The organism is Actinomadura sp. NPDC049382, from assembly GCF_040677125.1.
GTDB classification, from domain to species: Bacteria; Actinomycetota; Actinomycetes; order Streptosporangiales; family Streptosporangiaceae; genus Spirillospora; species Spirillospora geliboluensis.
In genome coordinates, this window is the sequence record NZ_JBFARO010000144.1 from 1 (window position 1) to 19,709 (window position 19,709).

At 76.8% G+C, this 19,709-nt stretch carries 14 protein-coding genes and 1 pseudogene; 10 read left to right on the top strand and 5 right to left on the bottom strand.

The features are described from left to right. Together AB0K34_RS40635 and AB0K34_RS40640 are read right to left on the bottom strand one after the other, a co-directional pair. Positions 1-712 (bottom strand): SMC family ATPase (locus AB0K34_RS40635; RefSeq protein ID WP_364554016.1); only part of this gene is annotated, 712 nt, incomplete at its 3' end. A 61-nt stretch (positions 713-773) separates the two neighbouring features. Then, positions 774-1,901, bottom strand: coding sequence for an exonuclease SbcCD subunit D (locus AB0K34_RS40640; RefSeq protein ID WP_364554018.1), 1,128 nt, complete (start codon positions 1,899-1,901; stop codon positions 774-776). 107 nt (positions 1,902-2,008) lie between these two features. On the opposite strand from AB0K34_RS40640, the gene AB0K34_RS40645 reads away from it, so the two are divergent. The 9 genes from AB0K34_RS40645 (at position 2,009) to AB0K34_RS40685 (ending at position 15,465) form a co-directional block, all read left to right on the top strand. After that, the gene (locus AB0K34_RS40645) at positions 2,009-2,695 is read left to right on the top strand and encodes a dihydrofolate reductase family protein (protein WP_364554020.1); all 687 of its coding nucleotides are present in this window, start codon (positions 2,009-2,011) and stop codon (positions 2,693-2,695) included. Continuing rightward, the gene (locus AB0K34_RS40650) at positions 2,688-3,125 is read left to right on the top strand and encodes a deaminase (RefSeq protein ID WP_364554022.1); all 438 of its coding nucleotides are present in this window, start codon (positions 2,688-2,690) and stop codon (positions 3,123-3,125) included. Before AB0K34_RS40645 ends, AB0K34_RS40650 begins: the two co-directional genes overlap by 8 nt. Positions 3,126-3,234: 109 nt before the next feature. Then, positions 3,235-4,677, top strand: coding sequence for an aldehyde dehydrogenase (locus AB0K34_RS40655; RefSeq protein ID WP_364554023.1), 1,443 nt, complete (start codon positions 3,235-3,237; stop codon positions 4,675-4,677). A 150-nt stretch (positions 4,678-4,827) separates the two neighbouring features. Then, complete coding sequence (locus AB0K34_RS40660; protein WP_364554025.1) at positions 4,828-6,039, top strand: hypothetical protein; 1,212 nt, start codon at positions 4,828-4,830, stop codon at positions 6,037-6,039. Next, entirely contained in the window at positions 6,036-6,593 is a 558-nt protein-coding gene (locus tag AB0K34_RS40665) for a hypothetical protein (protein WP_301178075.1), read from the top strand. The genes AB0K34_RS40660 and AB0K34_RS40665 overlap by 4 nt, the downstream gene beginning before the upstream one ends. Then, positions 6,590-7,234, top strand: a complete 645-nt coding sequence (locus AB0K34_RS40670; RefSeq protein WP_138640970.1) for a hypothetical protein — start codon at positions 6,590-6,592, stop codon at positions 7,232-7,234. The genes AB0K34_RS40665 and AB0K34_RS40670 overlap by 4 nt, the downstream gene beginning before the upstream one ends. After that, a complete protein-coding gene (locus AB0K34_RS40675) occupies positions 7,231-10,341 on the top strand; it encodes a chromosome partitioning protein ParA (RefSeq protein ID WP_364554026.1) in 3,111 nt (1,036 codons plus the stop codon). Before AB0K34_RS40670 ends, AB0K34_RS40675 begins: the two co-directional genes overlap by 4 nt. Positions 10,342-10,374: 33 nt before the next feature. Next, positions 10,375-13,686 carry a hypothetical protein gene (locus AB0K34_RS40680; RefSeq protein WP_364554027.1) on the top strand — a complete coding sequence of 1,104 codons (3,312 nt, stop codon included), beginning with the start codon at positions 10,375-10,377 and terminating at the stop codon, positions 13,684-13,686. A gap of 69 nt (positions 13,687-13,755) precedes the next feature. Then, positions 13,756-15,465, top strand: coding sequence for a serine/threonine-protein kinase (locus AB0K34_RS40685; RefSeq protein WP_364554029.1), 1,710 nt, complete (start codon positions 13,756-13,758; stop codon positions 15,463-15,465). 9 nt (positions 15,466-15,474) lie between these two features. Here the strand turns inward: AB0K34_RS40685 and AB0K34_RS40690 are convergent, their stop codons facing one another. From AB0K34_RS40690 to AB0K34_RS40700, 3 genes are read right to left on the bottom strand one after another with little or no spacing between them, the layout of a single operon-like run. Beyond that, entirely contained in the window at positions 15,475-16,842 is a 1,368-nt protein-coding gene (locus AB0K34_RS40690; RefSeq protein WP_364554031.1) for an MFS transporter, read from the bottom strand. 7 nt (positions 16,843-16,849) lie between these two features. After that, entirely contained in the window at positions 16,850-17,695 is an 846-nt protein-coding gene (locus AB0K34_RS40695; RefSeq protein ID WP_138637951.1) for an SDR family NAD(P)-dependent oxidoreductase, read from the bottom strand. Continuing rightward, positions 17,692-19,044 carry an NAD(P)-binding domain-containing protein gene (locus tag AB0K34_RS40700; protein ID WP_301178231.1) on the bottom strand — a complete coding sequence of 451 codons (1,353 nt, stop codon included), beginning with the start codon at positions 19,042-19,044 and terminating at the stop codon, positions 17,692-17,694. The genes AB0K34_RS40695 and AB0K34_RS40700 overlap by 4 nt, the downstream gene beginning before the upstream one ends. 126 nt (positions 19,045-19,170) lie before the next feature. Here AB0K34_RS40700 and AB0K34_RS40705 point away from each other — a divergent pair. Next, positions 19,171-19,709, top strand: a pseudogene (locus AB0K34_RS40705) (PucR family transcriptional regulator); the annotation flags it as partial.

Consider the following 19,709-nt stretch of genomic DNA (forward strand, 5'->3'; position numbering starts at 1 on the left):
GGCGCGGCTGCGTGACGGCCGGGCGCTCCCCGCGCGGCGGCGCCGCCCCGGTCGTCTCGGCGATCCGGTCGGCGATCGAGGCCGCGGCGGCGCCCAGCTCGGCGGCCGCCCGCCCGGCCGCGGCGCGCCGCTCGGCCAGCCACTTCTCGACCTGCGTGAACACCTCGGTGGCGAACAGCCGCTCCAGGACCCGGCGGCGCTCGTCCGCCCCGGCGCGCAGGAACCCGGCGAACTCGCCCTGCGGCAGCAGCACCACCTGGCAGAACTGCACGGCGTTCATCCCGAGCAGGCGCGACACCAGGTCGCCCGCTTCGTCCAGCCGGGTGGTCAGGCCCGTCCACGCGCCGTGCTCGAACTCCTCCAGGACGACCTTGGCGTGCTCGGTCGTCGTCCCGGAGCCGCGCAGCTTCGGCCGCTCCCAGGCCGGCGACCGGGTGATCCGCAGCCGGCGGCCCCGGATCGTCGCCTCCAGCACCACGCGGGGCCCGGCGCCGGGCGGCGCGTGGTCGCTGCGCAGCCCCTTCACGTTGTTGCGGACGCCCGGCACCTGCCCGTAGAGGGCGAAGCACACCGCGTCCAGGATGCTCGTCTTGCCCGCGCCCGTCCGGCCCTGGATGAGGAACAGGCCGGCGTCGGACAGCGCGTCGAAGTCGATGACCTCCGTGCCGGAGAACGGGCCGAACGCCGCGATCTCGAGCCGATGCAGCCTCACGCGATCCCCTCTTCCGCGCCGCCGCGCCCCGCCGGGCGCCCGCCCCGGACGGCGACGCGGGTCACGTCAGCGCCTCCTTCTGGCGGCAGGCTTCGAACGCCTCGTGCAGGAGGGCGCGCTCGGCCTCGGTCGCGGGGCCGTCGGTGACCTCGGCGACGAAGTCGCGGGCGACGTCGAGCTCGGAGCGTTCGCGGACGCGCTCGGACCAGGTGCGGGCGGTGCCCTCGCCGCCGCCCGCGGGCTCGAAGCCGAGGACGAGCGTGTGCGGGAAGCGGCGGCGCAGCCGCTCCATCGCGGCGGACGGGCGGCGCGGGTCGGTCAGCGTGATCTGGAGCCAGCGGTCCTCGACCGCGTCGTAGGAGGGGTCGGTGAGCAGGTCGTCGAGCCGGCCGCGCAGCCGCGCGAGGCGGCGCGGGACCGGCGCCTCCACGAACTCCCCGGCGACCCCGCCGTCGGTGACGTCGAGCAGCCACGAGCCCTTGACGTGCTTCTCCTCGGAGAAGGAGTACGCGAGCGGCGACCCCGAGTACCGGACGCGGTCGGTGATGCGCCAGGCGCCGTGCAGGTGGCCGAGCGCCGCGTAGTCGACGCCGTCGAACACCGACGCCGACACCTGCGAGGACCCGCCGACGGAGATGTCGCGCTCGCTCTCGCTGGACTCGCCGCCGGTCACGAACGCGTGCGCCAGCACGATCGACCGCTCGCGGCGGGCGGCCGCGTCGGCGCGGACGCGGCGCATGGCCTCGGTCAGCGCGGCGGCGTGGCTGCGCTCGTCCAGCTCCCAGGGGTGGCGGACGAGTTCGGGCTCCAGGTACGGGATGCCGTAGACCGCGGCGTCCCCGATGACGACGGGCTCCCCCACGGTGGCGAAGTCGGTGCGGACGTGCACGCCGGCGGCGTCCATCAGCGCGGACCCGAACCCGAGCCGGCGCGCGGAGTCGTGGTTGCCGGCGATGAGCACCACCCGGGCGTGCTCGGCGAGCCGCACCAGCGCCTCGTTGCACAGCTTCACGGCGTCGACGGCGGGCAGCGCCCGGTCGTAGACGTCGCCCGAGACGAGCACGCAGTCGACGTCCTCCGCCGCGGCGGTCGCGACCAGGTGGTCGACGAACGCGGCCTGCGCGGCCAGCAGGTCCTCCCGGTGGAACGATCTGCCGAGATGCCAGTCGGAGGTGTGCAGGATTCGCATGTCGCAGCAACCATAGGCACCCCCTCCGACACATCCGGCGCAGAAACGCCGAGCCACCCCAAAGGATCTTGGAATGCCGCGCGCCGACGCTCCCGTAGTGTGGCGGCGTGAGTGATCGTCCCTACGTGCTGCTGAGCTGCGCCATGTCCGCCGACGGCTATATCGACGACGCGACGCCGGAGCGGCTGCGGCTGTCCAGCCCGGCCGACTTCGACCGGGTCGACGCGGTGCGGGCGGACTGCGACGCGATCCTGGTCGGCGCCGGGACCGTGCGGGCCGACGACCCGAAGCTGCTGATCCGCTCCGCCGCGCGCCGGGAGCGGCGCGTCGCGCGGGGGCTGCCCGCCGACCTGGTGAAGGTGACGCTGACCTGGAGCGGCGACCTCGATCCCGGCGCCCGGTTCTTCACCACGGGCGAGGCGCCGAAGCTCGTGTACGCCCCGCCGTCCGCGGCGGCGGAGCTGGCTCCGCGGCTCGCCGGGCTGGCCGAGGTCGTCGCCGCCGGCGACCCGCTGAGCCTGCCGTCGGTGCTCGCCGACCTCGCGGGGCGCGGCGTCCGGCGGCTGATGGTCGAGGGCGGCGGCGGGGTGCACACGCTGTTCCTCACCGCCGACGCCGTGGACGAGCTGCAGCTCGTGGTCGCGCCGTTCTTCATCGGCGACCCGGCCGCGCCGCGCTTCGTCCGCTCCGGGGTGTTCCCGCAGTCCCCGGAGCGTCCGATGCGGCTGGAGGAGGTCACCCGGATCGGCGACCTGGCCCTGCTGCGCTACCGGGCCGGAGCCCCGCGTGGATGACCACGCCTGGCTGGCGCTGGCCTGCGATCTGGCGGCGCTGTGCCCGCCGTCCGAGACGGCGTTCTCCGTCGGCGCGGTCATCGTCGGCGCGGACGGCCGGGAGCTGGCGCGCGGCTTCTCCCGCGAGCAGGATCCGCACGACCACGCCGAGGAGGCCGCGCTCGCCAAGGCGCCCGGCGACCTGGGCGGCGCGACCGTCTACAGCTCGCTCGAACCGTGCGGGCACCGCGCGTCCCGGCCCCGGCCGTGCGCCGAGCTGATCATCGCCTCGGGCGCGGCGCGGGTCGTGTTCGCCTGGCGCGAGCCGCAGCTGTTCGCCGCGGGGACGGGCGCGGAGCTGCTGGAGGCGGCGGGCGTCGCGGTGGCCGAGCTGCCCGGCCTCGCGGCGCGCGCCCGCGAACCCAACCGGCATCTCCTGGACGGCGAGTGAGACGCGAGTCTCATTCCTCTTGCCAACGCCCGGGGACCTCATGCGATGCTGTGCCCAAGCAAGCATTCGGTTACCCGAACTCGCCCGTCGGGCAGGGAGGCACAGCACCATGCGCGAGCACGATCGGCTGTTCATCGGCGGCGAGTGGGCCGCCCCGGCCGGCACCGCCACGATCGACGTCATCTCCCCGCACACCGAGGAGGTCATCGGGCGGGTGCCCGAGGGCACCGAGGGCGACATCGACGCGGCCGTGGCGGCGGCGCGGCGCGCCTTCGACGAGGGCCCCTGGCCGCGGATGACGCCCGCCGAGCGCGCCGAGATCGTCGGCCGGCTGTCGGCGATCTACGCCGAGCGGCAGCAGCAGATGGCCGACCTCTGCACCGCCCAGATGGGCTCGCCGATCATGTTCTCGGTGTTCGGCCAGGCCGCCATCCCGCAGATGGTCCTGCAGTACTACGTGGACCTCGCCGCCGCCTACACCTGGGAGGAGGAGCGGCAGGGCATGCTCGGGCCGGTCACGGTCACCCAGGAGCCGGTCGGCGTGGTCGCGGCGATCGTGCCGTGGAACGTCCCGCAGTTCACGCTGATGCTCAAGCTCGCGCCCGCGCTCATCGCCGGGTGCACGGTGGTCGCGAAGCCGTCCCCGGAGACGCCGCTCGACAGCTACCTGCTCGCCGAGTGGATCAAGGAGGCGGGCATCCCGGACGGCGTGGTGAACTTCGTCCCCGCCGGGCGCGAGGTCGGCGCCTACCTGGTCGCGCACCCCGACGTCGACAAGGTGTCGTTCACCGGCTCCACCGCCGCCGGCCGCAAGATCGGCGCGGTGTGCGGCGAGCAGCTCAAGCGCGTCACCCTCGAACTCGGCGGCAAGTCCGCCGCGATCGTGCTGGACGACGCCGACCTCGCCGCGACCGTCGAGGGCTTCAAGCTGGCCTCGCTGATGAACAACGGCGAGGCGTGCGCCGCGCAGACCCGCATCCTCGCGTCCCGCCGCCGCTACGACGAGGTCGCCGACGCGCTCGCGACCATGGTCGGCGGGCTCGCCGTCGGCGACCCCGCCGACTACGGCACCGAGATCGGGCCGCTGGTCGCCAAGCGGCAGCAGGAGCGGGTGGAGAACTACATCCGGATCGGCCAGGACGAGGGCGCCAAGCTGATCACCGGCGGGCTGAACCGGCCGCACGACCGGGGCTGGTACGTCGCCCCGACCGTGTTCGGCGACGTCGGCAACGACATGCGCATCGCCCGCGAGGAGATCTTCGGGCCGGTGCTCGTCCTCATCCCCTACGAGGACGAGGACGACGCCGTCCGCATCGCCAACGACAGCGACTACGGCCTCGGCGGCTCGGTCTGGACGTCCGACGTCGCCCACGGCGTCGAGGTCGCCCGCCGCATCCGCACCGGCAGCTGCGGCGTCAACATGTACACCCTCGACCCGAACACCCCGTTCGGCGGCTACAAGAACAGCGGCATGGGCCGCGAGCTGGGCCCGGAGGGGCTGCAGGCCTACCTGGAGCACAAGTCCATCCCGCACCCGGCCCCGTCCGCCTGACGCGCCCCGGAGGCCCCGATCAGCCGACCGGGGCCTCCCACGCCGGCCGCCACGTCACCAGGCCGGACGGCACGCCGAACCTGCCTGCGCGCGGGGGTTCGGCGGCTTCGATTCCACGTTGGCGGCGCGGGGGCCGTACCGTAGTGCGCCGTGTCCCCCACCTCCGAGAACGCGGCGGCCAGCCTGGACGACGTCCTGGTCGGCGAGGCCGTGCTGGGCGTGTACCGGCAGATGTTCGCGGCGCTGGCCCGCGACAGCGGCGCGGTCGTCGACGACCCGGAGCTGGTGGACGTCGCCGAGACGCTGCTCGCCGCGTTCGCCGACGCGGGCGAGGACGGGCTGAGCCGCGAGCAGATGCGGTACGTGTGCCGCCGCTACCCGCCGGAGGTGTTCGAGAACCGGCTGCGGGTGCTGAAGGGGCTCGGGGCGGTCCGGGAGGTGTTCCCGAAGCCGAACCAGCTGCGCTACCGGGCGTCGTTCACGAGCGTGGTCGGGCTGATGTTCGTCCGCCGGATGATGCTGGACGGCGGGCAGAGCGAGATGCACCGGCTGCTCGCGCTGGAGCAGCTCAACGTGGCCGACCCCCGGATGACGCCCGAGCAGGCGCGGGACGGCGCGGACGGTCTCGCGCGCGCGTTCCGGCTGTGGAGCGTCGAGCTGGTCACGCTGACGAACGGGACGATCGAGGAGCTGCGCGAGCAGGCGCCGAAGCTGTGGGGCACCGAGGAGATCCTGCTGCGCGCCGAGCGGCTGCACGGCGCGATCCTGCGGCGGTGGCCGCAGCTCGACCGCACGTGCACCGACCTGCGCGCCGCCATCTACGCCTACGGCGACGCGTCCCGCCGCGCCGCCGCGCGCCTGTCGGACTCGGCGGGCACCACCCGGAACCTCACCCTGCTGCCGCCCGAGACGTGGCGGACGTTCACGCGCACGGCGTCCCGGGAGGAGCTCGCGGCCGTCCTGGACGGGTTCGTGTTCGACGCGCCGGCGCCCTGGCACGAGCCGGCGGCGGTGGTGGCGGCCGTGGAGGACGGCCCGCGCGCCACGCCGCCGCGCCCGGCGCCGCCCCGCCCGTCGGTGCCCGACTCGGGGCTGTCGGGCGACACCGGCGCTGACACCGCGGCGGCCGAGCGGCTCCGCGAGGTCGCCGAGCAGATCCTGCGCGGCCGGGACCGGGTCGCGGTCCAGGACGTCCTCGCCCGCGACTGGGCGACGGCCCGCCGCGTGCTCGCCGACCTGGCCGCCGCGCACCAGCATCCCGAGCTGCCCTACCGGCTCGCCTGGTCGGACGGCCTGGCCGCGCGTCCCGACGGCTCCCCGACCTGGGTGTCGCCGGGCTGGTTCGAGAGGACCGGCCCGTGACCGTCGACCCGCACGTGCTGGCCCGCGCCCGCGCCCGGCTGCTGGGCGGGCCGGCGGTCGCCGCGTCCGATCCCGTGCCGCCGGGCGTGGTCGCCGCCGCGGACGGCGACCGCGTGTGGCTGCTCCCCGAATGGCCGGACGGCGCGACGCCCGCGCTGCTGGAGGAGTACGAGACCGCGCCGATGCCGCTGGACCGCTCGGGCCAGGCCCGCCGCGTGCTGGCCGCCGCGCTGCGCTGCTGCTGGACCCGGCTGGACGATGCGCCCTGGCCCGGCTCCCCCGCACCGGTCGCGGACGTCCTGGAGGTCTACGCGAACATGACGCGCGGCGACACCGACCTGGCGCGCCGCTGGGCCACCGGCGAACTGCGCCGCCTGTCCGACACGGGCTGGCTGATCCTGGACGAGGCCGCCGGAACCGTCCGCCCGGGTCCCCGCACCGCCCTGTGGCCCGAGCCCTCCCTCGCGTCCCTCCGCAACCTCCTCCCCCGCCTCCCGCAGCCTCCGGACCACGAACCGGCGGAGCCCGCGGGCGCCCCGGAGGGCGACGGATGAGCGGGTTGTTCGAGGGTGTGCTGCGGGCGTTCGACGAGCGGCGGCGCGCGGAGGTCGTGGCGGCGTACATGGCGGTCGAGCACGCGGCGGAGCCGGTGGCGGAGGTGCGGTTCGCGGCGCTGCGGGAGCCGGCGCTGCGGCGGGCGGTCGAGGAGATGCTCGCGCTGAACGGGCGGACGCTCATCCGGTCGGAGCAGACCCGCTGGATCTCCGGGTACCGGGACGAGGTCGCGAAGGCGCTCGCCGAGGACCCCGCGTGCGTTCCGGGCGTGCGGGAGCGGGCCGTGCTGACGCTGGTGCTGATCCATTCGGTGGCGATCCCGCGCGCGGCCGGGCTGCTGGCGGACGACTCGTGGCTGTCGCCACATCCGACGCCGCTGGACGAGCTGCGCCGCCGCACCCAGCTTCCGGTCACCGAGCTGGAGGCGTCGCTGCGGCGGCTGCGGCTCGCGGGGCTGGTGGCGCAGGTGAAGGCGGGCCCGGACGACGCCGGGGGGTTCGTGCCGGGGGCGCAGTTCCACCGGCTGACCGATGCCGCGCGCCGCCGGCTTCAGGAAGAGCTGATCTTGGCCGCCGGGCCGGACTCGCCGCTCGCCGCGGCGATCCGGGCGCGGCGGCGGGGACGGGGGGAGAGCACATGACGGCCGGGACCGAACCGATGATGGCCGCACCGGCGGCGGCCGCGCGCGACACCGGGAACGTGGTCGGCGACCGGACCCTCGTGGCCGTGCAGGCGGTGAACATCTCGCGGCTGTCGACGCATCCGGTGCCGACCGTGCCGGGGACGCTGATCGTGGTGGCCGGGCAGGGGCCGAAGGACTCCAACGGCGCGGGCAAGTCGTCGTTCATCGCGGCCATCACGGCGCTGCTCGGGGACGAGCAGTGGCGGTTCGCGTCGGGCGCGCGGGCGGTCGCGGAGCTGCTGTTCAACGCGGAGCTGGCGGCGCAGGGCGACAGCCAGTGGGCGAGCGCCGACCACGGGTACATCGTCGGCGTCTTCGACCACCCCGAGCCGGTGGAGGACGATCCGGCGGTGACGGTGTGGCTGCGGGTCAACGCGGACGCGCCGCACCTGGAGATCCGGTGGCGGCAGGGCGTGCACCTGGCGTCGGCGCCGTCCGAGGCCGACCGGGTGGCGCTCGCCGACCGGCTGTGGGCGGGCCTCCCCCGCAGCGCGGGGCGCCGCGACCTGGTCGCGAAGGACCTGACCCGCGTCCTGTACGGGGGGCGGGTCCGGTGCGTGTCGTTCCTGTCGACGTCCGTGCGGTCGAAGGTCGCGACGAACCTGCTGTCGCAGCCGCTGAACGAGATCAGCCCGGAGCGCATCTTCAGCGCGATCGCGGCGCTGACGGGGCTGGACCGGGAGCTGGAGGCCGAGCGCAAGTCCCGCGCCGACGAGCACCGGGAGCGCGCGAAGGCGGCGGAGGCCGCCGAGCGGCTCGCCGAGTGGGAGCGGGAGGCGGCGAGCCTGCTGAAGACGTTCGACCGGCACGACCGCGCGCGGGACGAGGTGGCGGCGGCGCTGCGGCACTGGCGGACGCGGCGGGCGCGGCTGCTGGTGGACGCGGCGGAGGCCGACGCCGCGCACGCCGCCGAGCAGGAGCGGCTGGGCCGGGAGGGCGCGGAGCTGGCGGAGGCGGCGAAGGCCGCGGAGCGGGAGATCGAGCAGCTCACCGGCGGCGCGCTGGACGCGCGGGTCCAGGAGGCGCAGGCGGCGCTCGCCGAGCTGAAGGGGCAGGCCGACAAGCTCAGCGCGGACAAGGCCGTCGCCCGGGGCCGCATGGACGACCTGCGCCGGCAGGTGTCGGCGCTGGAGGAGCGGCAGCGGGAGGCCGACGGCCGGGACGCCGACACCGCGCGCGCCGAGCTGACGGCGGCCGAGGCGCGCCGCGACGAGGCCCAGCAGGAGTACGGGATGGCCAAGGGCGCCGTCGCGCGCGCGGAGCGCGCCCAGGCCGAGGCCGAGGCGGGGCAGAGCAGCGCCCCCGAGCAGATCCGCGCGCTGGCGTCGGGGGGCATCGCGGCGGTCGGCCTGCTGGACGCGGTCGAGCTGGCCGAGGACGTCCGGGAGCGCTGGGAGGCCGCGCTGTGGCCGTACCGGGAGGCCGTCGTCGTCGCGGCGGACGATCTGGACGGCGCCGTCGCGGCCCTGGCCGCGCTGCCCGGCTCCATGATCGTCCCGGCGGGCGGCGAGGGGCTGCCCGAGGGCGTGCGCTGCGAGCAGGCGCTGGGGCGGTTCTTCGCCGCGCTCGACGGCGACGGCACCGGCACGGTCGTCATCGGCGGCTTCGCCGAGCCCGTCACCGGCCGCGTGGCGCGCGTCCAGGCGGCCCGGACGGCGCTGGAGGCCGCGGCCGAGGCGCTGGAGGACGCGCGGCAGGCCACGGCCGACGCCGCCGCCGACGTGGCGCTCGCCGGCCGGCGGCTGAGCGGCGCGCGCGCGGCGGAGGAGCTGGACGACGTCCGCGAGCGCATGGCGGAGCTGCGCGAGACCCTTGAGGAGCTGGCGGGCGGCGAGGCGCGGCTGGGCCCGCGGCTCGGGTCGGCGGAGCAGACGCTGCGGCGGCTCCAGGCGAAGGCCGACACGCGCGCGCTGGAGATCGACCGGCTGCGCGGGCGCAAGGAGGCCCGCGAGAAGGAGCGCGACGGGATCCGCAGGGCGTCGTCCGAGCTGGCCGACAAGCGGGCCGCGCTCGGCCTGGACGCGCTGGAGAAGGACTGGGGCGGCTCCCGCGACGCCGCCGCCGAATGGCTGTCGGGCCTCGACGACGACGAGGCCACCTGGACGCCCGCCGAGTGGTGGCACACCGCCGAGAAGCACCTGTCGGAGGCGCTGCGCCGCGTGTTCCCGGACGGCCCGTCCGACGAGGACATGCCGGAGGAGATCCGGTTCCTGCTGCGCGAGCGCGCCGAGGGCGAGGGCCGCCGCACCGACCGCGAGCAGGCCACGTTCGCCCGCCTCGCGCAGGCCCTGGAGGGGCATCTGCGCAGGCAGGAGGACTACGAGCGGCACCAGCGGCGGCAGATCGAGGTGCAGCTGTCGGCGCGCCGCGCCGACCTGGACAAGGCGCAGAAGGGCGCGACGGAGGCGGCGGGCGCGGCGGAGGCGCACCGCACCGCGCTGACCGCCGCGATCCGCACCCGCCTCCAGCGGGTCGCGGAGGAGTTCGAGAAGCTCGACGTCGGCTACGGCGGCTACGGCGCGACGCTGGAGTTCCCGACGCCGGAGCAGCCGGGCGACCCCGAGCAGGAGTGGCGGTGGCGGGTCACGCCGAAGTGGCGCCGCTCGGACGGCCAGCGGTACGTCCCCTACAACCGGCGCGCCAACACCGCGCTGATGGACGAGAAGGCCGTCAAGCTGGTGTGCGCGGCGGCGCTCGCCAGCTCCGGCGGCGGGCGGCCAGCGGGGGCGGGCCCCCGTCAGGGGGCTGGTAGCCAGCTCGTCCTCGTGCTGGACGAGCTGGGCCGCAACCTCGGCAAGGAGCACCGCAAGGAGGCCGTCGCGCTGTTCCGCAAGATCGGCGAGACGCACGGCATCACGGTGATCGGCGCGCTGCAGGACGACATGGAGCCGTACGCGATCGACGCGTGCGGCCAGTACGTGAAGCTGCGCCGCTCGTCCGACACGATGCCCTACAACGAGCCGCCGGTCGTCGTCGGCTACGACGAGCACGAGGCCCGCGTGCGGATGCTCGCCGACCAGATCACCGCCTCCCGGCCCGTGCCCGAAGAGCAGAAAAGCGAGTGAACCCGGGCGGGGGATCGGGCACGATGGCGCGTCATGCGCGCCGATGATCTGCTCGCCGAGATCGAGCCCCTCCCGTACCGCGCCCGCGTCCGCCGCCTGGCGGCGCTGCGGGCCTCCCGAGGCGCGCCGGAGCTCGCCGCGCTGCTGGCCGAGCTCGGCGGGCGCGGCCACTACGAGCGGTCGGCCGCGCTGTCCATCGCGTCCGCCGTGCGGGACGAGGCGTCCCTCGCGCACCTGGTGGCGGCGACCGGCGACCCGGACGCGGTGCTCGCGCTGCGGGCGACCCGGCTGGCGGTGCGGTACGCGACCGCGCCGGGACCGCTCGCGGAGCGGCTCATGGACGCCCCGCAGGCGGTCAGGTCCGCGACGTACCGGGCGGTGCGCCGGCACCGCCGCGCCGACCTCGCGGACGCGCTCATCGGGCCGGTCCTGGAGCGGTGGGGCGCGGACGAGGCCGCCGCGCTGCTGCCCGCCTGCACCCCGGAGCGCGCGGCCGAGCGGCTCGGGCCGCTCGCGCACGCCGTCCCGAACCCGCACACGCTGGGCGGCGCCCACCCCGGGACGTTCCTGGACCAGGCCGAACGGGACCTCGCCGCACTGACGCCGGGCGCGCGCTCCAGCTGGTGGCACTGGAACGGGCCGGGCGTCGCGGCGGCGGTGCGGCACGACCCCGGCCGGGTGCTCGGCCTCCTGGAGGACCACTGGCACGCGGCCGGGCTGCCGCACGCGCTCCGGCCGCAGGTCGGCGCGCTGCTGGACGCCGAACCGGAGCGGACACTGCGGCTGCTGCTGGCGGACGGCACCCCGACGATGCTCGCCTCGCTGATCCGGCGGCGGTCCATGCGGGACCGGCTCGCCCGCGCCGGCGGGGACGGCCTCGCCGCGGTCGCGCGCGCCGTCCGGGAGGACGAGTCCGCGCTGCGGCTGCTGCTGGCGGCGGTGGCGCCGGCCCGGCGCGGCGCACTGTTCGACGCCGCGATGGACGGCGTCGACCTCGCGGCGCGCGAGCTCGGGGACGCGCTCATGAACGTCTTGCCGCGCGCCGTGCGGGTCCGGGAGGCGCGCCGGATGCTGGGGCTCCGCGCGGTCGCCGGGCACCCGCAGCGGGTGCAGGCCGTCTCGGCCTACCTGCCGTTCGCGGAGGCCCGGCCGGTCCTGGAGGAGCCGACCCGGCGGCCCGACGCCGACGAACGCGCGGCCGGGTACGCCCTGCTTGTCGCGTGCGCCGGACGCGAACGCGACCCGGCCGTGCTGTCCGCGCTGCTGGACTCCCTCGGGCGGCTGCGCAACGAGCAGGAGCCGGTGCGGGTCGCCGCGCTGCGGGCGCTGGCGGCCGTCCCCGGCGCGGCGCTGGGGGCCGAGCACGCGCCGGCCTTCGAGCGGCTCGCCGAGGACGCGCTGAACGCCCGCGACTGCTCCAACGCGACGCGCCTGACGCTCGTCCAGCTGGGCACCGCGTTCTTCCGGCAGGGCGCGTTCCGCGACGACGCCGAGCTGACGGCGACGGGCATCGGGTTGCTGAGGCGCGTCATCGGCAGCTCCTCCCTCGTCCCGCTCGGCCGGCTGGACCGCGTGCTGCGGCGCGGGCAGGAGCACCGGCTCGTCGAGCGGCTCGCCCCGCTGCTCGACGAGGGCGCGCGCCGCGACGACCACGGGCTCGCGCTGATGCTCGTCCGGGCGCTCGGGCGCCGCGCGCACGGCGTCCCGGCGCTCCAGGACGCGCTGGAGAAGGCCCTCGGCGCCCGCGACGACCGGGTGATCCGCGAGGCCGTCGCGGGCTGGCTGGAGCCGCCCGCGACGCGCGGCGAGCGGGTGGAGCGCGTCGTCGCCGGGGACCCCTCCACGGTCGGGCTCCCGCCGGTGCTCGCGGCGATCGCGGCGGAGCGGACCGACCTGCTGCACCTCGTCCTCTCGGAGTCCACGCCCGAGGGGCGGTTCCGGCGCGGCGACGTCACCTACGTCCCGTGGGTGGAGCCGCGCTGGACGCGCGGGTGGACGGCCCGGCAGCACGCCGCCTACCTGCGCCTCCTCGACCGGGTCGCGGGCGACGCGCGGCTCCCGGACGCCGGCCGGGCCCGCGCGGTCGCGGCCGTCGCGCAGGTCCCGGGGGTGGACGCCGCGCGGCTCCGCCCGTACCTGGCGGCGGACGACGCCCGCCTGCGCCGGGCCGCGCTGACCGCCGCGCCGTGGACCGCCCGCCCGCAGGACGTCCTGCCCGACCTGCTCGCGCTCGCCTCGTCCGACGACGCGCACGTGGCCGTCTACGCGGCCGGGCGCGCGGCGCGGTTCGTCCGGCCGTCGGCGCTGGCGGCGCTGCTGCGCCCGGTCCTGACCGGCGGCAAGATCACCGCGCGGAAGGAGGCGCTGCGGATCCTGCTGCGCACCCGCGTGCCGGAGGCGCTGGACGTCGTCGCCGCCGCCTGGGACGACCCCGGCCAGCACCGGGACGTGCGCGCGGCGATCGCGTCCGCCGCCCGGGCGCACATGTCCGACCCGGCCGCCCGGCGGATCCTCGCCGAGGCGGCGGCCGGGCCGCGCGACCTCGCCCGCCAGGTGCTCGGCGCGTGGCCGTACGAGATCGAGGGGGCGTTCCGCGCCGACTACGCCGCGCTCGTCGTGCGGGTGGCGCGCTCCCCCGACCCGGAGGCGTCCGACGCGGCGCTGACGGCGCTGGGCCGGTGGGCGCAGTGGGCGCCGGAGATCCCGGCGCGGCTCGCGGCCGTCCTCACCGACCTCGGCGAGACGCGGCGCTGGCGGACCGCGCTGTCCACGCTGGTCGGCTGCGCGGTGGGCGGCACCGGAACGGACGCGCTCGCGGACGCCGCCGCGACGCTGGCAGAAGCCGGTGACGCCGCGAACGCCGAGCCCGAGCGGGACCTCCCGGCCGAGCAGCGGCTGGCGGCGCTGGCCGACGCGCTCCGGCGCGCCGCCGCGAACCGCCGCGACGGCGCCGGACCCGTCCTGCGGGCGGTCACGGAGCGGCTTCCCGCGCAGCTCGCGCGGGAGCTGACGGCCGCGACCGTGCACTGGGACGACCCGGCCGTGGACGCGCTCGCCGACTCCTGCGCGGGCACCCCCGTCCTCGCCGTCCAGCGGGTGGCCGAGGCCCTCGCGGACGGCCCGCGCGCCGGTCTCCCCGACCCCGCCGAGGTGCATCCGCACGCGGAGCGGCTCGCCGGGCGCGGCGACCCGGCGGGCGGACTGTTCGCGTGCGCGCTCGCCGGGCGGCACGGCCCGCGCGCGGGCTGGCCGCCCGAATGGCGGGACGTCCTGCGCGCCCTGCGCGCGCATCCGGACCCCGACGTGGCCTTCACCGCGCGTGGCATCCTCGTGTCGAAAGAGTGACCAACCATCCCCGGTTCCGCCGCGTCACATGACTGGAACGTTCAGGGACGGACTGGAAAGAGGTGCCCCGTGGCGCAATGGCGCGTTTCGGAGTTCGACGAGGTGCGCGAGCTCGGCCGCGGGGCGCAGGGCCGGGTGGCGCTGGCCCGGCACGCCCGGACCGGCACCCCCGTCGCGATCAAGTACCTGCCCGCCGGCGCCGACCCGGCGGCCAAGGACGCGTTCCGCCACGAGGCGCAGATGCTCGGCCGGGTCGACGACCCGCACGTGGCGCGGCTCTACCGGCTCGTGGAGCACGAGCACGGCACGGCGCTCATCATGGAGGCGGTCGAGGGCGTCTCGCTGAAGCGGGTGCTCGCCGAGCACGGCGCCCTCGGGCCGGAGGCGGCCCTGCTGGTGCTGAAGGGGTCGCTGCGCGGGCTGGCCGCCGCGCACGCGGCCGGGGTCGTCCACCGCGACTACAAGCCCGCCAACGTCGTCGTCCGCGCGGACGGGCTCAGCAAGCTCATCGACTTCGGCATCGCCGTGTGGACGGGCGAGGGCGACCGGTCCGGCACCCCGGTCTACATGGCGCCCGAGCAGTGGCGCGGCGAACCCGCCACCCCGGCCACCGACGTCTACGCCGCGACCTGCGTCTTCTACGAGTGCGTGACCGGCGAGCGGCCCTACCGCGCCGACGACCGGGCGGCGCTGATGGGCCAGCACGCCGCCGCGCCCGTCCCGGCGGACGACGTCCCCGAGCCGCTGCGCACCCTCGTGCTCCAGGGGATGGCCAAGGACCCCGCCTACCGCCCGCCGGGCGCGGCGCAGTTCGTGGCCGAGCTCGACCGCATCGCCGTCGAGTCGTACGGGCGGGACTGGGAGCAGCGCGGCGTGCGCGCCCTGGCCGTCGCCGCGGCGGCCCTCGCCGCCCTGTTCCCGCTCGCCGCGGCCGGGCTGGTCCCGGCGGGGGCGGGAGCGGCCACCGCCGGGGCGGCGAGCGCGGGCACGGCCGGGGCCGCCGGAACGGCCGGGACGGCGGGGGCCGCCGGGACGGGCGGCGCGGCGTCCGGGTCGGGCGGGTTCCTGTCCGCGGTCGGCGGCAAGGCGGGCGTCGCGATCGCGGGCGCCGCGATCGCCGGGAGCGCCGCCGCCGGTGCCGGCGTCTACGCCGCGACGCGCCCCGACCGCGACACCACCGCCGCCGCCGCGGCCACTCCGACGCCGTCCGGGCAAAAGATGTCGTTCGGCGGGTTCTCGGTCACGGTCCCGGTGGGATGGCGGCGCACCGAGCTGACGAACCTGCCGGGCAGGCCCCAGGGCAACTACTGGGTGAGCACCCCCGGCCCGTGCTCCCCGCGGACGATCGGGGGTCCCCCGCCCGAGGGGCGCGACGCCCGGATCTACCAGAACAACTGCCCCGGGTTCCTGGTCATCGGCGAGCCGTGGGCGAACGACACCGAGACCGGCTGGAGCAGGTTCGCCCTGAACCGCCCCTGGGGGCCGGAGACCGAGGCGTTCCGCACCTGCCCGCGCCGGGGCGACCTCAACGGCATCGGCACCGAGGCCGACCGCGAGCGGCCCGCCCGCTCCGCGACCGCCGCCGTCGGGTCGCGGCAGGCCCAGTACCGCGAATGGCGCCTCCGGTGCCTCTTCCTGACCGGCGCCAGGCAGTTCCAGCCCGCCGGGCCGTCCTTCGTCCAGCGGTACTGGTACGTGGCGCAGCCCCGGCTCCTCATCCTGGACGAGTGGGACACCCCGGGCCTCGACAAGATCCTCGCGAAGGCGGAGTGGTCCTGACGAGCGGGGCTACGGCGCGGGCTCGGGCGCGTCCGCGTGCGCACGGTCGAGGGAGAAGCGGCGCTGGAACACCACCGCGACCGCCATCAGCGCGGCGGGGACGACGGTCACGCCGATGAGGAGGGCCAGCAGCGCCGAGTCCGGCTGCGCGACGGCGCGGCCCTCGGTGGTGGAGACGAAGCCGCCGAGCGCGAGGGCGGCGGAGTACACGTACGGGCCGATGGCGGTACCGGTCGCGTCGGTCGCCGTCCAGACGCCGGTGTAGGCGCCGGCGCGCGCCGTCCCGCGCGACTCGGCGGCGGCCACCACGTCCGGGACCATCGAGAACGCGAAGAGCTGGAGGCCGGCGAAGGCGACGCCGAGCACGGCGATGACGGCGGCGGTGGCGGGCAGCCCCAGCATGTCGCCGGGCCACAGGGCGAGCGGCCCGAGGACGAACGCGCCCTGGCACAGCAGCAGCGCGCGCTGCTTGCCGGTCCGCCGCGACACCCGCGTCCAGACGGGCCCGGCGATCGCGGCCGGGACGAGGAAGGCGCCCATGAGCACGGCGGTGAGGCCCTCGTCGTCCAGCACGTACTCGGTGTAGAACGGCACCGCGGCGAGGAACAGGTGCGTCGTGACGCCGGTGAACAGGTAGGACAGCACCAGCGCCCGGAACTCGCGGTCCCGCCACGCGATCCGGACGTCGGCGAGGACGGAGTGGCCCTGCCCGTCCGGGACCCGGAACCCGCACCGGTCGGTGAGCCGGCGGACGAAGACGACGGCGACGGCGCCGGTGGCGACGAGCACCCCGGCGAGCAGCACCGCCATCCGCGCGTAGTCGCCGCGCCCGCCCGCCGACACCAGCGCCGGGGCCGCGACCCCGGCGCCGAGCAGGCCCACGGTGAGCAGCAGCATCCGGTGCATGAACACGCGGGTGCGCTCGTGGTAGCCGATCCGCAGGTCGGACGGCGTCGTCAGGTACGGCACCTGGAAGCACGCGTACAGCACGTTCCCGGCGATGTAGAAGCAGCCGACCCACAGCGCCGCCGACCAGCCGGAGAGGCCGCCCGGCACCGAGAACAGCCCGATCCAGGCGACCGCGAGGAGCAGCCCCCAGCGCAGCATGCCGCGGCGGTGCCCGGCGCGGCGCGCCTGCCGGTCCGACAGCGTCCCGAACAGCGGGTGCGCGACCGCGTCGATGATCTTCGGCAGCAGCAGTGTCAGCCCGGCGAGGGCGGGCGGCACGCCGAGCGTATGCGTCATGAAGTACAGCAGCAGCAGGCCGGGGACGGTGACCCACACGCCCATGCCGAGCGACCCGGCGGCGTATCCGGCGAGGTCGCGGCCGCGGGGCCGGGCCCCGGCGCCGGGCGGCGCCTGCGCGGCGGTGCTCACCGGCGGCTCACCGGCGGCCCGCGTGGCGGCGGACGACGCCGGCCGCCAGCTCCGCGCCCGCGAACGCGCCCGAGCGGACGCGCCCGGCGAACGTGCGGGCGACGATCCGGTCCGTCAGCGCGGGCAGGTGCCGGGCGAGGAAGAACTCGACGGCGCCGCGCCGGGTCGTCGTCACGTCCCGGCGGGGGCGGCGGGACAGGGCGGCGCGCAGCACCGCGTCCACCACGCCGTCGAGCGGCTCGTAGACGCTCACGCCCTCCAGGGACAGCCCCGCGGCGGCGGTCGAGTCGTGGATCGGGCTGCGCACCGCCGACGGGTACACGCACGTCACGCCGACGTGGGTGCCGATCTCCATGCGCAGCGCGTCCGCGTAGGCGACGAGCGCCCGCTTGGACGCGCCGTACGCGGCGGCCAGGGGCAGCTGCATGACGGCCATGCGGGACGACAGCATGACGACGCGTCCCCGCGACTCGACGAGGGCGTCCACGCACGCCGACGTCACCCGCCAGGCGCCGAGCAGGTTGATGTCGAGCTGGCGGCGGACCTCGTCGCCGGGCGGCAGCTCGGCCGGGGCGGGCCCGCCGATCCCGGCGTTGTTGATCAGCAGGTCGAGGCCGCCGAGCCGCTCGATCGCCGCGGCCACGGCGGCGGGCACCGCGTCGTCGTCGGTGATGTCGCAGGCGAGGACCTCGACCGGGTCGTCCGGCCGGGGCGCGAGGTCCAGGCCGACGACGCGGGCGCCGCCGCCGCTCAGCCGGGCGCAGATGGCGCGGCCGAACGTGCCGGACGCGCCGGTCACGAGGACCCGCAGGCCGCGCGGGTCGCGGCCGCCGGACGGGCGGGGTGTGCTCATGCGGGTGTCTCCTCGCGGTGCGCCGGGGTGAACGGCCGGGCGCCGCCCCGTGCGAGCCGGGCCCGGCCGGCCTTCAGCTCGCGAGGCAGGTCGGCCACGTACTGGTCGAAGTCGACGCGCATCATGGGGCGCCGGTCGCCCCACCGCTCGGTCGCGGCGCGCAGGGCGCGGGCGACCGCGCGCCGCCGCTGCGCCGGAGGCGGCAGGGCGTAGGCGCCGGCGAAGTAGGCCGCCGCCAGCTTGGCCTGGGCCTCGACGATCGGCAGCGCGGCGCCCGTGGACTGCATGAGCCCGACGAAGGCCAGGCCCGGCTCGTCGAGGTGGAAGACGCGCTTGTAGAGCGGGAGCCGCTCGGGGTCGGCGCCCACCAGCTCGCGGGACAGGAACGGGATGCTCACCCGGTAGCCGGTCGCCCAGACGACCACGTCCACGGGGTCGGCGGTGCCGTCGGTGAACACGACCGCGTCCCCGTCGAAGCGCTCGATGCCCGGCCGCGGCACCACCTCGCCGTGGGTCAGGCGGTGCAGGATCGTGTCGCTGATCGTGGGGTGGTTCTGGAACAGGCCGCCCGCCGGCGCGGGGAGGCCGTAGTCCTGCGGGCGGCCGACGGCGAGCCGCAGCATCGTCTCGGCGACGCGCTGCCTGACCCGCCACGGCAGCGCGGCGAGGGCGCCGCCGGTCGCGTCGGACGGCCGTCCGAACAGGTACTTCGGGACGATGTGGACGCCGCGCCGCGCCGCCAGCAGCACCGGGCCGGCGGCGACGTGCGAGGCGTCCACGGCGATGTCCATGGCCGAGTTCCCCATGCCGACGACGAGGACGCGCCTGCCGCGGAACTGCTCGGCGTCGCGGTAGGCGTGCGCGTGCATCTGCGCGCCGGCGAACTCGCCGGGCGGCGCGGGGTCGGGCCACCGGGGGTCCCAGTTGTGGCCGTTGGCGACCACCACGGCGTCGTACCGGGCGGTGTCGCCGGCCTCGGTGGTCACCGCCCACGGGCCGTCCGCGCCGTCCCGCGCCACGGACGCGACGGGGCTGTCGAAGCGGATGTGCGGGACGATCCCGAAGCGCTCCGCGTAGTCCGCGAGGTAGCCGCCGACCATGTCGGCGGACGGGTAGTCGGGCCAGTGCCGGGGCATCGGGAAGTCGGCGAACTCGGTCCGGCCCTTGCTGGTGTTGAGGTGCAGGGACGCGTAGGCGGGCGAGAGGCCGGCGCCGCGCGCCCACAGCCCGCCCGCGCGGTCGCCCCGCTCGTAGAGCACGGCCTCCACGCCCGCGTCGCGCAGGGCCTTGCCGGTCGCGAGGCCGGCCGGTCCGGCGCCGATCACGGCGACACGGCGGGCAGAGGTCATGAGGGCACTCCTGGAAACGACGCGTCCGCTTGTGGTGGCCTCCAACCCTAGGAACCGCCCGCGCCCGCGAACATGGAGGACGGCACGCATTTGGCGGCCGGGGTTGTGGCGCACCACAATCGGGCCATGAACCAGAGCGATGCCGGCTGGGCGCCCGTGATGGACCTCATCGAGCGGATCTCCCGCGAGGAGGATCTGCTGCCGTCCGTGGTCGCCGGGGTGACGTCCGTGGTGCGCGAGATGTCGGTCCTGCCGCCCGCCGACATCGCCGGGCACACCCGCGCGCTGCTCGCGGCCGCCACCCGCGCGATCGCGGCGCGGCGCGGGCCGACCGAGGGCGAGCTGGCGTTCGTCGCGGAGCTCGGCGTGACCCGCGCCCGGCAGGGTGTGCCGGTCGAGGCGGTGCTGAGCGCGATCCACGTCGCCGAGCGCGGGATCTGGGCGCGGGTCCGGGAGGTCGCCGCCGCCGAGGGCGTCGGCGCGGCGCTGCTGCTGGACGCGCGGGAGCTGTACGACGACTGGGCCGAGGCCGTCCGGTCCCGGCTGATCCGGGCGCACCGCGAGGCGCTGGCGGAGGCGCGGGCCGGAGCCGGGCCCGGCCGGGGCGAGCGGGACGCGGTGCGGCTGCGGCGCCTGCTGGACGGCGGCTCGGCCGCGGCGCTCGC

Coding starts and splice junctions, on each gene's coding strand:
- AB0K34_RS40640 (WP_364554018.1), bottom strand. CDS start 1,901: ATGCGAATCCTGCACACCTCCGACTGGCATCTCGGCAGATCGTTCCAC.
- AB0K34_RS40655 (WP_364554023.1), top strand. CDS start 3,235: ATGCGCGAGCACGATCGGCTGTTCATCGGCGGCGAGTGGGCCGCCCCG.
- AB0K34_RS40670 (WP_138640970.1), top strand. CDS start 6,590: ATGAGCGGGTTGTTCGAGGGTGTGCTGCGGGCGTTCGACGAGCGGCGG.
- AB0K34_RS40675 (WP_364554026.1), top strand. CDS start 7,231: ATGACGGCCGGGACCGAACCGATGATGGCCGCACCGGCGGCGGCCGCG.
- AB0K34_RS40680 (WP_364554027.1), top strand. CDS start 10,375: ATGCGCGCCGATGATCTGCTCGCCGAGATCGAGCCCCTCCCGTACCGC.
- AB0K34_RS40695 (WP_138637951.1), bottom strand. CDS start 17,695: ATGAGCACACCCCGCCCGTCCGGCGGCCGCGACCCGCGCGGCCTGCGG.
- AB0K34_RS40700 (WP_301178231.1), bottom strand. CDS start 19,044: ATGACCTCTGCCCGCCGTGTCGCCGTGATCGGCGCCGGACCGGCCGGC.